14 protein-coding genes are annotated in these 14,918 nt (G+C 54.6%); 8 read left to right on the top strand and 6 right to left on the bottom strand.

What is annotated here, in order from left to right; all coding sequences use genetic code 11:
* Window positions 1-9 precede the first annotated feature (9 nt).
* A complete protein-coding gene (locus ACJMK0_RS18820; RefSeq protein WP_405240774.1) occupies window positions 10-1,152 on the top strand; it encodes an ABC transporter substrate-binding protein in 1,143 nt (380 codons plus the stop codon).
* A 44-nt stretch (window positions 1,153-1,196) separates the two neighbouring features.
* Here ACJMK0_RS18820 and ACJMK0_RS18815 read toward each other — a convergent pair whose 3' ends face one another.
* Both ACJMK0_RS18815 and ACJMK0_RS18810 read right to left on the bottom strand, forming a co-directional pair.
* A complete protein-coding gene (locus tag ACJMK0_RS18815) occupies window positions 1,197-2,420 on the bottom strand; it encodes a M20 family metallopeptidase (RefSeq protein WP_405240772.1) in 1,224 nt (407 codons plus the stop codon).
* Window positions 2,421-2,462: 42 nt separating this feature from the next.
* Complete coding sequence (locus ACJMK0_RS18810; RefSeq protein WP_405240770.1) at window positions 2,463-2,861, bottom strand: cupin domain-containing protein; 399 nt, start codon at window positions 2,859-2,861, stop codon at window positions 2,463-2,465.
* A 101-nt stretch (window positions 2,862-2,962) separates the two neighbouring features.
* Between ACJMK0_RS18810 and ACJMK0_RS18805 the strand changes: the two genes are divergently transcribed.
* Genes ACJMK0_RS18805 through ACJMK0_RS18795 form a run of 3 tightly spaced genes read left to right on the top strand, consistent with a single transcriptional unit; the run spans window position 2,963 to window position 5,570 of the window.
* A complete protein-coding gene (locus ACJMK0_RS18805) occupies window positions 2,963-4,120 on the top strand; it encodes a DUF2817 domain-containing protein (RefSeq protein ID WP_405240769.1) in 1,158 nt (385 codons plus the stop codon).
* A gap of 24 nt (window positions 4,121-4,144) precedes the next feature.
* A complete protein-coding gene (locus ACJMK0_RS18800) occupies window positions 4,145-4,525 on the top strand; it encodes a RidA family protein (RefSeq protein WP_405240767.1) in 381 nt (126 codons plus the stop codon).
* Between the two features lie 34 nt (window positions 4,526-4,559).
* Complete coding sequence (locus tag ACJMK0_RS18795; protein ID WP_405240765.1) at window positions 4,560-5,570, top strand: ornithine cyclodeaminase family protein; 1,011 nt, start codon at window positions 4,560-4,562, stop codon at window positions 5,568-5,570.
* 24 nt (window positions 5,571-5,594) lie between these two features.
* Here the strand turns inward: ACJMK0_RS18795 and ACJMK0_RS18790 are convergent, their stop codons facing one another.
* On the bottom strand, window positions 5,595-6,362 hold the full coding sequence (locus ACJMK0_RS18790) for an IclR family transcriptional regulator (RefSeq protein WP_405240763.1): 768 nt from the start codon (window positions 6,360-6,362) through the stop codon (window positions 5,595-5,597).
* Window positions 6,363-6,627: 265 nt separating this feature from the next.
* On the opposite strand from ACJMK0_RS18790, the gene ACJMK0_RS18785 reads away from it, so the two are divergent.
* The 3 genes from ACJMK0_RS18785 (at window position 6,628) to ACJMK0_RS18775 (ending at window position 9,813) form a co-directional block, all read left to right on the top strand.
* Complete coding sequence (locus ACJMK0_RS18785) at window positions 6,628-7,215, top strand: RNA polymerase sigma factor (protein ID WP_405240759.1); 588 nt, start codon at window positions 6,628-6,630, stop codon at window positions 7,213-7,215.
* 28 nt (window positions 7,216-7,243) lie between these two features.
* On the top strand, window positions 7,244-8,455 hold the full coding sequence (locus tag ACJMK0_RS18780) for a CaiB/BaiF CoA transferase family protein (RefSeq protein WP_405240757.1): 1,212 nt from the start codon (window positions 7,244-7,246) through the stop codon (window positions 8,453-8,455).
* A 119-nt stretch (window positions 8,456-8,574) separates the two neighbouring features.
* Window positions 8,575-9,813 (top strand): NAD(P)/FAD-dependent oxidoreductase, encoded by a 1,239-nt coding sequence (locus ACJMK0_RS18775; RefSeq protein ID WP_405240755.1) that lies wholly within the window; start codon window positions 8,575-8,577, stop codon window positions 9,811-9,813.
* 625 nt (window positions 9,814-10,438) lie between these two features.
* On the opposite strand, the gene ACJMK0_RS18770 is transcribed toward ACJMK0_RS18775, so the two are convergent.
* Window positions 10,439-11,344 carry an alpha/beta fold hydrolase gene (locus ACJMK0_RS18770; protein ID WP_405240753.1) on the bottom strand — a complete coding sequence of 302 codons (906 nt, stop codon included), beginning with the start codon at window positions 11,342-11,344 and terminating at the stop codon, window positions 10,439-10,441.
* 457 nt (window positions 11,345-11,801) lie between these two features.
* The gene (locus ACJMK0_RS18765; protein WP_405240751.1) at window positions 11,802-13,085 is read right to left on the bottom strand and encodes an MFS transporter; all 1,284 of its coding nucleotides are present in this window, start codon (window positions 13,083-13,085) and stop codon (window positions 11,802-11,804) included.
* 431 nt (window positions 13,086-13,516) lie between these two features.
* Between ACJMK0_RS18765 and ACJMK0_RS18760 the strand changes: the two genes are divergently transcribed.
* Window positions 13,517-13,747, top strand: a complete 231-nt coding sequence (locus tag ACJMK0_RS18760) for a hypothetical protein (protein ID WP_405240749.1) — start codon at window positions 13,517-13,519, stop codon at window positions 13,745-13,747.
* A gap of 979 nt (window positions 13,748-14,726) precedes the next feature.
* On the opposite strand, the gene ACJMK0_RS18755 is transcribed toward ACJMK0_RS18760, so the two are convergent.
* Window positions 14,727-14,918 (bottom strand): hypothetical protein (locus ACJMK0_RS18755; protein ID WP_405240747.1); only part of this gene is annotated, 192 nt, incomplete at its 5' end.

Below are 14,918 nucleotides of genomic sequence, written 5' to 3'. Positions count from 1 at the left end.
AGGTGTACGATGTCATCTGCTAGCAATAGGGTTTTGATGCGATTGAACGCAGCGATAGCTGCTAGCGTAATGTGGTGTGCGCTGTCGCCTGCGGCCGCCGATATTGATGTCAGGGATTGGGATGAGGTGCAGCAGAAGGCAAAGGGCGAGGGCACGGTCGTTGTTGCAGGCCCAGCCTTTCCGAACCTCCGCGATGCGATTGTCGAGCAGTTCGAAAAGGACACAGGTATCAAAGTCGAGTGGCGGCCGCTCACTCGTGGGCCGGGCCCGTTTATTGCACAGTTCGCACGTGAGGCGGAAGCGGATCGTGTGCAGACGGATGTATACATCGGGGGCAGTACCAATTGCTACACTATGAATCGACTTGCGGATGCAACCGTCGATCTTAGAAATATACTGATGGATCCATCCGTTACAGACCCGTCTGCATGGCGCCACGGTGAACTATCTCTTACACGCGGTGGACCGAACAGGCCTCATTATCATTGGTGTGCCCTCAATACCGCTGAGTGGGTAATGGGGGATCTATTCGTGAATACTCGGTACGTAGACCCAGCCGACATCACGTCCTGGCGCGATCTTTTGCGCCCGGAGTACAGAGGGAAAATTGCGGCGCATGATCCGCGGCATCCTGGTGGTGGAAGAGGTACAGCCGCTTACCTCTTCCAGCTTTTTGGGGAGAAGTTCCTGAACGATCTGTTCATCGGTCAGGATGTAACGATGTATAGAAACTACACACAGGCAGCGGAAGATGTTGCGCGAGGCAAGGCATGGATAGGCATCGCACTAGTGCAGGCGGCTGTCGAGCCACTGCGGGAACGCGGCTTGCCACTCGTTCGGATTTATCCCAAAGACGGGCCGGGGCTCCTGACGGGAGGCTTCGGCGGAATAATGAAGCTGAAAGACAGTCCAAATCCGCACGCAGGAACGGTATTCATCAACTGGTGGGCGTCACGGCAAGGCCAGGAGGTCGCTCAGTGCGAACTCATGGAACTTAGTTTGCGGACCGATGTAAACCAGCGCGACTGTGTACCAGAATGGATTATCCCTCGAGATGACGTGGAATACGAAGTCCACAGCTACGCGCCCGACCACTATTTTCGCTACTACCTAGATTACGTTGACCGGGTCGGAGAGATTTACGCGGACTAAAGGCGAACGCTTCCACGCCGCGCGAAGGCGAGATCGAAAGTTTCCTAATCGCCAAGATAGCGGACCAGCATCCGGGCCACGATCCGAGCAGCGTCGTATGTCCTTTGAACTGAGGCCATGTCCAAGTCGGTATGGGCGAACTCATCTTCTCCGGGCCCGAAGTTTGCCGTCTCAATACCTATGTGATTGAGATAGCCTTGGTCAAAAGCGCTCTTGCCGTAATGCGTCTCTGGTTCTCGGCCGAGAACGTCTGCTGCGCATGCTTTTATCAGGCGGACAATCTGGGAATCCTCAGCCACAAGTGACGGATACATAAATGGCCCTTTCTGAACATTGACCTTGAAGGGCAAGCCGCTGACAGGATCCGTGGTCTCTTCTACGGTCTTTACGATACGAGCGAACTCCTCGAATATCTCGTCCGGGTCTTCACCAGGTAGCAGCCGACGATCGAACGTCAATTCGCAACTGCCTTGAAGCGTATGGGTGGCGTCCGGGAAGCTGCGAATATGCGTGCACGTTAGTGTGCACTCTCCGACATCGGTGTGAGCCGGTGGCAATCGGACGTGTTCCTCCACCGCATCTAGAACCAGACGCGCTCCTGTGATGGCGTTGGCTCCGGCGTGGGGAGATCCGCTGTGGGATACCTTACCTTCGACCGTTACGAATATATCGAGCCGGCCGCGATTCCCCAGCCTTATCTTCAGGCTAGAGCCATCAATGAGTCCGAGGTCGGCCTGCAAAGACTTCTCCTCAATCAGATTTCGCAAGGCGTCGTGCTTGCCTGTCTCGCCAGAGGTGCATGTCAAGAACAGAAATTCGCCGGGCAGCCTTACGCCAGCTTGCAGTACAGCGCGGGTGGCAGCGAGCATCGCCGCCATCCCGGCTTTTTGCTCGCAAAGTCCGCGACCCAATATCGCCTCGCCCGGAAGGCCGTGTTCTTCTCCATCTATGACCTTGGCCTTATAGGGGTCAGGCATGGTTGCCGGAGGATGATTCATTGCATGCGTGACAAGCATAAGGCGCTTTCCGGACCTATTCTCGCCAAATCGACCCACAAGGTTTCCCATGGAATCATAGTCGAGATCGGATAAGCCCATTTCCCGGAGCAAAGGCTCAATCGTCTTGCGGATGAATTCCCGGACCTGAGGCTCTTCCTCAAGCCGTTCTGTCTGGGGACTTGGGGACTCTACGAGATCGATCATGAGCCGTTTCACCGCTGCGTAATCGATACTCTCATCGATACTCTTGAGAACGTTATTGTCCATCATGCTCCCCCCTTTTTGCTCTGCCATAGCCTTCGAAAGCCCCGTCTACTCAGGTGCTTTGACTACATGAAAATCCTTACCGGCAGGTGCGTAGATCTCGATCACTTTAGTAACGCCGTGACCACCGAGGCTGCCGGCTGTGTGATGTACGCCGGGCGGAATAAACCCGACGGTACCAGGATGTAAGAGATACTGCGTCCCCTCCACTACGACCTCCAGGACCCCTTCCAAGACGATATAGACGTTTTCTGTGTGGGCATGATAGTGGAGTTCACCGGGCCCTGAATCATCGTTGATATGGTTGATGTGAACATCGACCTTCTTTGCACCAGTATCCTCGTTAATTAGTCGTTGTGTCCATCCCCTATCCAGCTTCAACTTTCCAGTCGGTGCGTCGTCTATATTGATTGAGAAGAAGCGTGCATTGTTATCGTTTTCGGACATTTTGTTCCTCGCTTTTTTGCCTATATGTCTGCGGTTTGATCACGGTGCCAATTACGTTGAGGGGCGGCGCGAACAATGTCAACCGCTAATGAAGTGTGAACATGAGAGGGCCTTCTGGTGATGGGTGTACTGCCGAGGTGACTGTGCAGGATTGTTTTTCGGAAACCTACAGTGAGGCGCGCGGCAAGTTCCGTGCAGCGGCGAAAGCGTGTAACGCGCGAACCTGGAATGAAGTCTCCGCGGAGCGAGGGCCTTCCGGCGAAACGCTCACTATGGACTTTGCGTACCGCGGTTCCGACAGGCCCGACAAACTTCTTGTGCTTGTGTCAGGCACCCACGGTCCCGAGGGCTATGCGGGGTCAGCAGTGCAAGTCTTCATGCTCCGGCATGCTAGCGATTGGCTGCCCGTATCGAAAACGGGTGTCCTTTTGGTGCACGCACATAACCCTTTTGGATTCGCGTGGGGAGTGCGCGTCACTGAGGAAGGCGTCGATCTAAATAGAAACTACCTCGACCACGCCGTTCCACCTGAGAATCCAGTATATGATCGCTTCGCGGAGCATCTCGGAGATTGGCCGGAGCAGTGGTCGGAGGATTTCCTGGATCATTACTACGAGGCCCGGTCGCGAACTAGAGAGGAATTCAGTGAGACCACAGAAAGAGAGGCGTTCGGGGCTGGCCAGTATAAGCACGAGCACGGATTCTTCTTTGGGGGATTTGAGCCAACGTGGTCGAATCGAACGCTGAGCGCGACATTATCGGATTGGGCTGGGAAGTGCGGTCAGATTGTTGCGATCGACATCCATACGGGACTCGGGCCGACCGGGAGCGGAGAACTGCTGAGCCTGAGCCCGCAGGACAGTGATCGGTTCAGGCGGAGCAGGAGCATATTCGGTGAAATTGTACAGTCCATGCCCGATGGCCATTCTGTCGCCGCCTACAGTACGGGGAACTTCAGTGGTGGACTGACAGATATGCTGACGGATCGGGTACTGGCCGCGCACGCCTTGGAGTTCGGTACTCGCGCCGACAAAGAGGATGAAGCTACGAAGGTTCGCTGCCAGTGGCTAATCGCATGCGGAGACATGCAAAGTGATCAGGGAATAGCGATACGAGAAGCTTACCGATCGATATTTTATCCAGCCGGCGAGAGTTGGAGAAAGAAGGTCATGAGCTGCGCGTTGAACGTAGTAGCACAGGCTCGTTCAGCCCTTAACTCATATTCACCGGTAGATCAGTCGCGATCTGGCAGCAGCTAAGGTGGACGATGTGGAGGAAAACGAATGGCGTTTGAATCAATAGAAGTCCCCGGTATTCCTGAGCCGGGGCAGTTCAGTCACGTAGTTCGCAAAGGCAACTTCGTATTTATTTCCGGGCAGACGGCTGGCGAGGATGCCAAGAGAGGCGATCTGGATCCCATGACGCAGGCAGACAGTTGCTTTAGGTATCTCAGGAAAGCCATAGAAGCGGCGGGCGGCACCATGGACGACATCGTAAAGGTCAATATCTACCTCACGGACGGGTCGCAGTTCCCATCAATAACTGAATTGAGGCCAAGGTACTTCTCTAAGCCCTATCCAGCGGCAACGACCATCATCGTGAACTCAATGGTACGCCGCGCTCTTATCATGGAAATCGAGGCCATCGCGATATTGGACGACTGAGCGAAACGCAGCGATTTACGAAGCGGGAGAAAGTATGAATAGCAAAGGCTCTTTTCTTTTCGTGCCTTACACGGAGACACTGGAGCTCTTCGGAGCCAAGGATGCACTCGAAATCTGTGAGGAAGTGTATCGGATGCACGCGAGAGGCAGTGTGGTGTTTTCGGATCCGCCGAGCTTCCGGATGGATACGGCGGAGTTCAATAATTTCTGGCACGTTAAGGGCTGTCTGTTGAGTGAAATTCCCGTGTCTGGTGTGCGCATGTATTCCTACTTCGACGATGGCGATAGGACCACTGTTGGGACACTTGAGTCGACGCGCTTCGTAGTATTGAACGACCCCGTCACCAGCCTGCCGATTGCCATCATCGATGAGCATTGGAGTTACGGGCTCAGAAGCTCTGCGGCCGCTGTGGTGGGGTGTAAGTGGCTCGCGCCGAAGGCGCCGCGAAGTGTTGCACTGATAGGGGTCGGCACCATGTGCTCGACGGCGCTTCAGTGTCTGACAACGATGTACGATTTTGAAGAGGTGCGCTGTACTTCCAGACGTCCAGAGACGCGGAGAGAGTTCGCGGAAAAGTGGCAAGACGAGCTTGGGGTACCGGTGGTCGCGTGCCAGACGGTAGAGGAGGCTGTTGCCGATGCCGACATCGTAGTAGGGGGGACCACCTCCAAAGAAGTGACTTGCCAAGCGGAGTGGTTGAAACCCGGTGTGACATTCATCTCGTTGGCCGCCAGAGAGATTAACGACGAGGGCTGGGCGCAGATGGATAAGGTAGTGCTGGATGACTGGACACTAAACTACAAAGTGCCGTGGTTTCAGCAGATTGCCGATAAAGGATTGCTTTCGAGGGATATGGTGCATGGCGAGATGTGGCAGATCGTCACCGGAGAGAAAGAGGGCAGAACGGCGTCCGACGAAAAAATCATGATCCACACGACAGGTCTGGTATCGCAAGATGTCGCGATCGCCCATCGTATCTACGAGCGGGCGCAACAAGAAGGTGAGGGCATTTCCTTGCCGCGGGCAGCTGAGCCGGCGTCGTAGAGTCTCATGGGCAGTGTGACCATGCTAGGCTGCGTGCGATCCTGCCAGTTGTCTGGATATGGCGTCCGCGGCATCGTCCAGAGACCTTCGCAGTTTCGGAATCGTCTTGTTGGTCAAGTGGAGCGTCGAGCCGGAGATCGATATCGCGGTGACCAACTGTCCGGTGTGATCGTAGACCGGGACCGCAACGCAACGAAGACCCGGCATGATCTCTTCGTTGTCGATAGCGGCTTTCTGATCAAAAATTGTAGCCAGCTCACGCCGGAGCGCCCGTAGAGACGTAATGCTCTTTTCGGTGTGCCGCATCAGCGGTCGTTTGCTGTAGAGAGCTTCGAGGTCCTCGTTGTTCAGGTGCGAAAGCAGAACTTTCCCTATAGCCGACACATGGGCATCTAAACGGACGCCTACGGCAGATGCAATGCTGATGCTGTGTGTAGACTCGTATTTCGCATGGTAGACGACTTGCGAGCCTTCCAGCGTGCCCATGTGAACCGTTAGTCGGGTCCTTCTGGCTAATTCGGCAAGTACTTGATGGGCCGCACGTTTCAGGTGCGTTAGCTCACTTGCCTGGGTCCCGAGCTTGTATAAGCGATAACCAAGTCGGTACTTGTCGTGGCTGGTCTTTTCTATATATCCCAGCGATACCAATATCGACAGAAATCGGAAAGCCGTCGAGACGGGCAGCTGCAGCGCGGTGGCCACATCATTTGAGGCTTGCTCTTCTTGGCAGTTCGCCAGATGTTCAAGTATCGAGAACGCCCGCTCTATTGACTGATTCCTGTATTTCGCCATGTTCTACCGCTTCCCCTGAAAATCGCTCGACCGGCGACTTAGATTTCCAGCAACGTGTCCGTGTGCTGGTCCTGGATCACACAGTATATTCTAAATTTAAGATTTCACTTATTGAAAGTGACTTTCAAAAAAATTGACGTTGCAGCCAGAACATTTGATACTCGCTTCACACTCTGCTGCCGGTTGCCGCTTCTGCGCATAGGGCGGTCAGAAGAACGATTCATCGATCGATCGGCGTGTAACAAAGCGCGAAGGAGCGGGGAGCATGTTCCAAGAGTCGCAGCTGGAATCACCGCAAGAAGTAGGAGGGCAGTCACATCCGTGCGACGGCTTCGGCCATCGCGACGTGTGCCGACAGGAATATATTGTCGGGGCCTGCTCTTTTTACGGAAAGCGCCTTTACCAGTACTTCAAGAGTCGTGGTTACCCGGTGGAGGATTGCGAAGACCTAGTGCAGGAAACGCTCTGCCGATTATGCACCGTGGAGGATGTCAGGGAGATCAGAAACCTCGAAGCATTCCTTTTCACTACAGCCTACCGATTATCGGTGGACTGGATTCGGAAAGAACACCGGCTGCCCGGAAAGAACCTCGTTCATGTTGATCCCGACGAGGCAGGTAGCGAGGAGGCCCGAAGCGAGGATTATTGCGTGGCGCTCGAGCAGTTGAGGTTTGTGACGGCCAAAATTCGAGCACTGCCCGCTCAGAGGAAAAAGGTCCTGATGTTGCGCAAGCTTGGCGAGATGTCCTACCAAGACATCGCCGACGAAATGGGCATTACGATAGGGTCTGTTCGCAAACATTTATCAGCAGCTGTCAAGGATTGCCGAGACCATCTTGCCAGTTACCAATAGTCTCGCCGCAAACCTACGTGAACAGCCAGTGACGGATCGAGCCTCTCGCCAGTGGGCCGGCCCCCTTGAAGGGGTAAGAATCCTGGACCTGACAAGGGTGCTCGCGGGCCCTTTCGCGACACAGGTTCTGGGCGACCTTGGTGCGGACATCATCAAAGTGGAGCCTCCAGACGGGGACAGCACGCGCGCAATTCCGCCTCGCCGAAACGGTGAGAGTCACTACTTTATCGGTGTTAACCGCAACAAGCGGAGCATAGTCGTCGACCTTAAGAAGGATCGAGGGGTGGGACTAATTAAGCAGTTTGCCGCCCATGTGGATGTGCTGATTGAGAACTACCGACCGGGTGTTATGGACTCGCTTGGATTGGGGTATGAACCGCTTTCCGAGGTGAATCCGAAGTTGATCTACTGTGCGATGTCGGGATTCGGGCAGTATGGACCAATGAGGGATAAGCCCTCCTTCGATATCGTGACCCAAGCGTTAACCGGGGCGATGAGCCTCAACGGAGAGCGTGAAAGCACGCCCGTCAAACTTGGATTGCCAATGGGGGATCTGGTTGGGGGGCTTTTCGGGCCGGTTTCGGTTCTTGCAGCGCTGCTTGAGCGAAACCGCACAGAACGTGGTCGCATGATAGACGTAAGTCTTTATGACGGACTGTTGGGGATGCTCGGATACTTTGCGCAGCTGTTTTTATTCGAAGGGAAGGAGCCCAAGCCTGTGGGGTCCGGTCATCCTAGCATCGCTCCATACGGCGCCTATGAGACGAGCGACGGTCAGATCGTTATCGCATGTCTCACAGAGGGATTCTGGAAAAGGCTTGTGCAGGCGTTGGACGCAAGCGTGCTTCTAGACGATCCGCGATTCGCAAGTATGGAATCGAGAAGGGAAAACCGTGAAGCGCTTGATGGCATTCTTGCATCCACTACGCGGCAAAGAACAACCCGAGAAATGAGTAAACTGCTGGACGAGTTCGATATCCCGAATGCGCCAATCCTTGGTGTAGGTGAGGCGTTGTCAAGTTCACATTCGTCAGCGCGCGAGATGTTAACTACAGCTCATCATGAAGTGTTGGGCCATATACCGCTCGTTGGCCGGTCTGTGAAGTTCCCCGGAAATCAACAGTCCCGTTTACGGGCTCCGCCAGCCCTTGGTCAACATACGGATGAGATTCTCAGTGAAGTGTTAGGCCTCAGGACCTCCGAGATCGATAAGCTACGAGCAGCTGGTGTCGTGACTTAACAGGCACAATGCTGCAGAGGATTGATTGGCCCAAAGAGTACAGGCAGATCACTGTTAGCAAGTCAGGATAGAGTGAGTTCACACTGACATTAGTGTTATCTGGCATGCCAGATGAGTCTATGAAGGGAAGGCATACAGACATATCAAGTGTGGTTGTTATAGGCGGTGGGCAAGCCGGCGCCCAGGCAATCTACTCGTTACGTCAATATGGATACGAAGGCGCTATCAGGCTCATCGGAGATGAAGCCGTCCTACCTTATCAGAGACCGCCACTTTCAAAAGCGTATATGAAAGGAGACTTAGGTCAAGAGAGGCTGTTCTTCCGGCAAGCTAAGTGGTACGCGGAGAACCAAGTCGAGATGTTGCTCTCCGAGACGGCGTCAGTCATCGATAAAGCAAAGAAAGTTGTCCGCTGCGATAGCGGTGCTCAGATCTCCTACGATGCGTTGGTTATAGCGACCGGCGCTCGGCCGCGCGAGCTGTCTGTACAAGGCGCCGATCTAAAAGGGGTCCATTATTTAAGGAGCGTTGCAGACGTTGATGGGATACGAGCAGGCATCGAGGAGGGGACGCATCTGGTTATCGTGGGAGCCGGGTACATTGGTCTCGAGGCAGCTGCGGTTGCCCGCCAGCGAGGCATGGATGTGACTGTGATCGAAGCAACCGAGCGAGTCCTGTCTCGTGTGACTGGCCTTGAAGTTAGCGACTTCTTTGAAAGCCTGCATCGCGCCAAGGGTGTGGATATCCGCCTGTCTGCATGCTTAGCTGCTCTTAATGGTGATGATGGCGTTGTCAGGGAGGCCGTGCTGGAGAACGGCGAGAGTATTGACGCCGATATGGTATTGGTGGGGATCGGGGTTCTGCCAAATGTCGAGCTTGCAGCGAACGCGGGCATCACCGTCGACGACGGGATTGTCGTAGACGAAGATTGCCGAACGAGCGATCCATGGATTTTCGCCGCCGGTGATTGCACTATGCGTCCGGTGGCATGCTACGGTCGAACAGAACGGCTAGAGAGCGTTCATAATGCGATTGAGCAAGGTAAACTAGCGGCTGCGGCAATCTGCGCGCGTGAAAGGCCGGCAATCGATTGCCCGTGGTTTTGGTCTGATCAATACGGGGTGAAGCTTCAGATTGCGGGATTGTCCCGAGGCTATGATCAGACGGTTGTTCGTGGGTCTGGCGCTACTGGCAAGTTCTCGGTCTTCTATCTCCGGGGTGGGGTGGTGATCGGGGCAGATGCCATAAATAGTCCCAGGGATTTTATCCACGCCAAAGAACTGGTCATGTCGTGCGCCAGAATACCGCGAAGTAGCCTGCAGGATATCGCGGTCCCGATAGATGAACTGATAGCCTAGTCGCGCACGCCGGGGGACGACTAATAGGGTTGGCCCTGCTGGCTGTCGTCCCCCTTCGTTTGGATCTGCCTATGGGATTCTTTGACCGTACCCCGCGAGGTAGGCCGCGTGTGATGTGGGAGATTGAAGAAATCTCGCGCGTCGGCGGGAATCCGTCGTCGTTCGCCGGAGGGGAGGATCGTCTCGTATTCACTGCGACACACCTTCGGATCCAGGCAGGCCGCCGGGGTAGATGCCTAGACCCGGAAAGAGTTGATGGGGCCTGCGAACCGCGAGACCACACAGCCCTACTGGAAGTCAGATAGAGACAAAAGGAGGGACACAATATGGATGCTCTGAGATTCGATATGCGTCGAGGAGGCAGACTATATGTAGGGCGGCGTTTTGGGTTCCGTTTGGTCCAATGATGGATTGGACGGATGGAATCGGAATCGCGGTTTAGGATCAGATGCTTACGAATTCAGTGTATCGGCAAGTCGCACTAATGTCGCACCCTGTTTTCTGGGTCGAATACCTAGCTTCTCGACTTGCTCACGGGAGGATGAGATCGATAAGCGGCTGCACTTGGCCCCAAGGGAAATCCCAGACCGCGGTCGGCCGGAACTACGGCGTGGCGGCCAGTAACTTATTCGACTGAATTATCGAGCCAGTTACGCAGCTCGAGCGCGTATTGCCGCCAACCTGTGTCGAAAACATCATCCACCACCTCAGGTATCTCGATGTAAGCCGCGTTTGGCAATAACTCTCTGTGTACCTTCCGCGTCTCCTCAAGAAGTAGTTCATGGGGTTGAATGATCTTAACTGGATGAGTCAACTTTCTGAGCTTCTTCTCTACCGGGTATGACCACACCGCGTTGTATGCATACCACCATTTGTCTAGGGAATGTATGTCTTCCAGAAAGACTTTTGTTGCGCGACGAAACGACACGCCCTCTGCCCGGTTCACGACGATGAGCGCCCACCTGTCTAAAATCCTGCGACCATCCTCAGGTAGTTCGTAATCCCGAGGTAGCGCATCAAGTAGAGCTTGACGCTCTGCTTCAGACCGAAACGCAACACCACTAAGAACAACACGACGGACCAGATTGGGACGGGATAGGGCAAGCTCTGCAGCAATAAACGCACCAGTATGAAATCCGAACACATCTACCGGGCCTGATTGGTCCTCTCCGTAGCCAAGTGTTACCAAGGCATCGGCCATCGCTCCGGCAAGATCTGACATCATCGGCGGTCCGCTCGGACGATCCGATTCACCGTAACCGGGTGTATCGAAAGCAATGGCCGTTCGATCCCGGCCCATTTCTTTCAATAAGAACTTATACTCGTCACCCGATTTCGGATTCTGGTGAAAGAAAACTATCGGGGTGGGAGACGCAGTTGTGACAGCGGGAGCACATATATGATAGTGCACTTGTCCAAATCGGCTATCGGCGTAGCCTCGTCGGCATTCGCCTTGGGCCACGCTTGCAGCAAGAAGACACAAAGCAATTAACCCACACCGACAAGTCCAGTTTTTCAATCGGAACTTCATACCGCAAATTTCTCCGTATTGTCATCTCGGTCGTCAGCAAAAAACATCCTCGTTTCGGCTACTTCTATTGCCGAGGCGCGTTGACTGACGGGAACTCGAATAACCTCTATGCCAAAATCCGCTAGACAACGCAAAATTGCTGGAAGACGATGGATGGTTGCCCGTCGTAACAATTTGCCTCAGCGTTGCAAGCTTTATTAAGTCAGTGGGCTTGGTAACCATATGGCCCATAACAACAGATCTATGCCTACATCAACACGGCAGTGATAGGGTCTTCTTCGTTTAGAACTCCGGGATCGAAAACGAATTCGGCGGGTGCGCTTGCTTGCTCAATCCAATTCACTGCTTGGTCCCAAGGTAGGTATAGTACATGCCTCCATGAACGTGCCGGATGCCCATGCACGTCCTAAGAGTTTCTACAAAGAGAAGAGGCAGCGCCAGTTGTTTTATGTCCTCATCAACCACCGGTGCGAAGCTCTTGTCGCCCAAATGATGGATATCCGCCGAGTGCGAGTAACAATGCACCCCCCAGAATATAGGTTCCAACGGACGCAGTGAGAACCGTATCGTAACTGCCAGTCGTATCTCGAACGGCCGCATAAATTAGAGGAGAAACGCCAGAGAAAATTCCGAACGGCATGTACAACATGCCGTAGATTTTGCCGTAGTGACGCATGCCAAAATATCTACCCGTTACGTAGGCAATTAGATCGCTTTCGGCGCCTGCCGCCAAACCCAAAAGGAAGCCCGCTAAGACCGCGAGCGAGAGCGTCACGCTATCGTGCAACAGAATCAGGCTCGACAAGGCCGGTAAACACAACAGCGGAAATGCAACAAAGCCGGCCCAAAAGCGATCGAGCAATAGACCAGTCACAATTCGGCCTGTTAACACACCAAATCCAAGTGCAGTTATTACCACGGCCGCCGTGGTTGCCGGAAAGCCTCGGTCCGCGAGTATTGGGACCATGTTTACGAATGCGCCACCAAATGTTCCGGCAATCAACACAACCGACATCCAAATTAGCCAGAATCGATAGTCACGCATAGCCACAGATAGAGAGACCCCGGCGAGATCTCCATCATCGCTTCGAATCTCGGGTGGGCGCTCTTCCGGCGTTGGCTCGCGAAAAAAAAAGACGCCCGCCGGCAACGCGATTCCCAAAGACAGAGCCGCCGTCGTGACGAACATAAAGCGCCATCCCAATTGCTCGATGGACCAGACTGCGACATGGGGGACTACGAGAGCGGAGATACTGGTGCCAAGCAAGAGAATGCCCAAAGCGATTCCACGCGATCGAAAGAACCAAAGGTTTACCGCGCGACTCCAAGTAACAGGGGTTGAACCGATACCTACCAAGCCAACTAGAAACCACAGCCCATAATAGACAAGCAATGATGCCGGAGTCATTGAGATACTGGCGAAAAGCACCCCGAACGCAAATAAAGACCACAGGGCAACCGGTCGGACGCCGAATCGATCCGCAAGCCAACCGTATAATGGTGCGAGCAACGAAGCGACAATCCCGTACAGCATGATAGGAACCATCAGCTGCGTCTTGGTCCATCCAAATTCCGCGTTTAGGGGCTCGACTGTGAATCCGAGAATATTGAATGGTATCGGCGAAGCACCAAATGCCACGCCAAGAACACCAGCAACTAGTACTTTCCAGCCACGTTGAAACTCACCGCGCGCCGATCCGATTGCGCTTGGATGCGGGTCGTTTGCTGATATAGGGGCCATCAGAACCGATTCGCCCACATCAGCGGAGATTGGGCTGATCTCGTGGCGGACGCTATTGCGGGGTAAAGCTCTAATGCCAATATGGATAACGCCATTATCAAATGCAGGCTAAACTTGCGAAGCAGGTATGGGAGCACTTTCCTGTTCTTTCCGTGTATGGCGGCTGCCCAATGGCTCTGCGAACTCGCAGCGTCCGCTGCGTCCTTTCGCCGATAACACTCAGCGATCATGATTGCATGTCCCGTCCACTACTTTATCGGCCCCAAACATTATAAAGATATAGGAATATACGTTGAGTATGCATGACGCTTGGGGGTCTGACAATCAGAGCGTGATCTGTGGGGGGGGTATTCGGACCAGCGGAAACTTGAGGGGATAGCGCCTGCAGTGAGAAGGGGGACCAACCGAATCGCGGGTGATCCGAGGACCAAATGGTCCGGGTCCTGCACGAAGGCCCCGGCGAACCGATTAGCGTTGCTGCCAACCGATACCGGGATTTGAGAGCAGATGCTAGACAACTGGCGAAAGCGCTGCGGGTGCTGGATGTTGCGGTTGTTCGACGACTACGAGAGTTCGAGGCCGGTAATGCGCGGCGGAATAAGGCTCTGGTCCAGCCCCGTCTGGACATCGAAATCATGAATGAGGTCGCCGAAAAGTGGTGAGCATTGCCGCGAGACGCCACAAAGTCGTGTTCCTAGCGGGTCGAAACCCGTCGCGACTCCGCGCGCGTTGGTTGCTGTCAGGCTCCCACCGTCGCTCGCCTACGTCTCAGATCGAGCGAACGGACGTGCCGGGGCTCGGAGCTAGGCGCGAGCTGGCTTGATGGTAGCTTCGGAACCGGTGCTGACGTATTTAGGTTATTCGAGTGCGGCGGGTTTTGAGATAAGCAGGAATCATGCCTACCGGGTCGGGCGCAAAGCCGGATTCTGGTTCCGTCGATGAAGGTCGCGGTGCCGTATCTTCAGTGTCCGCGCGACCGATGCCGCCGATCGTGGACAATCACACCTCGGCGTATGATCTTGCATTCGAGCGCTGCGCTAAAGGGCTTCGCCAGAAGTGATCGGCCGTTGTCGATGAGCGAACGCGCGAAAGCCTGGCAATTGGGGTACGCGTGAGGGTGTGCGCCGCTACGGAATTGACGTCCTCACGCGTGTCGTCACTACCCATGGTGCTCGTTGGTATTGCGCTCAGGCAATAGGGGGATTCGATCCCCTGGTGGTTCTGAAGTGGCTCAGGACAAGCGAGATCCCTACTGGGCGGATCCACCCGAGCAAGCCATAGCAGAATGCCACTGACTAGACCTTTAATGACAAGTGCGGGGACGAGTACCTCAGCCCGTAATGGTCTAGAAGTCGGGTAGGGAGGAGGGACCTGATAGAGAGCGGCGTATGCACTACAACGAGACTTGATATCACGCGAGTCCCCAAAAATTAGGGACCGGACTTATCCATCGACGACGGGCAGTGTTCGGTAATCAGTGGTCAGAAGAAATAAGCCAGGCCGATCCAACCAGCCATTTTCTTCGATCGTGAGAATGTCAGGGCTGTCCTCTCGGACCGAAGTTTCTACCTAATATGAGGCGCTGCTCATCAACGTATGCGGCTAACCTTACCGCCTTGAATAGGGCCGACACTTAGGTTGTCAAAGTCTATCTTTGTCTGTGTGTGTTCCTACATCGGCGTGGGTATGGGTGCCGCGGCGCCGCATCGTGTCCTCGAAGTCCTCCGGCCCGTGGGGATGGTTGTGGGCGTGGTTCACGCACCACTTGTAGAGCACCGGGTCACGCTTGGCGAGGCGGGCGGCGGAGCGCTCCTCGTTCTCCTCCGGCGTGCT

Origin of the sequence: Lentisalinibacter orientalis, from assembly GCF_040706535.1 — a bacterium.
Lineage (GTDB): Bacteria > Pseudomonadota > Gammaproteobacteria > Steroidobacterales > Woeseiaceae > Lentisalinibacter > Lentisalinibacter orientalis.
The sequence above is the reverse complement of the archived record's forward strand: the minus strand, read 5'-3'. Positions and strand labels throughout refer to the sequence as shown.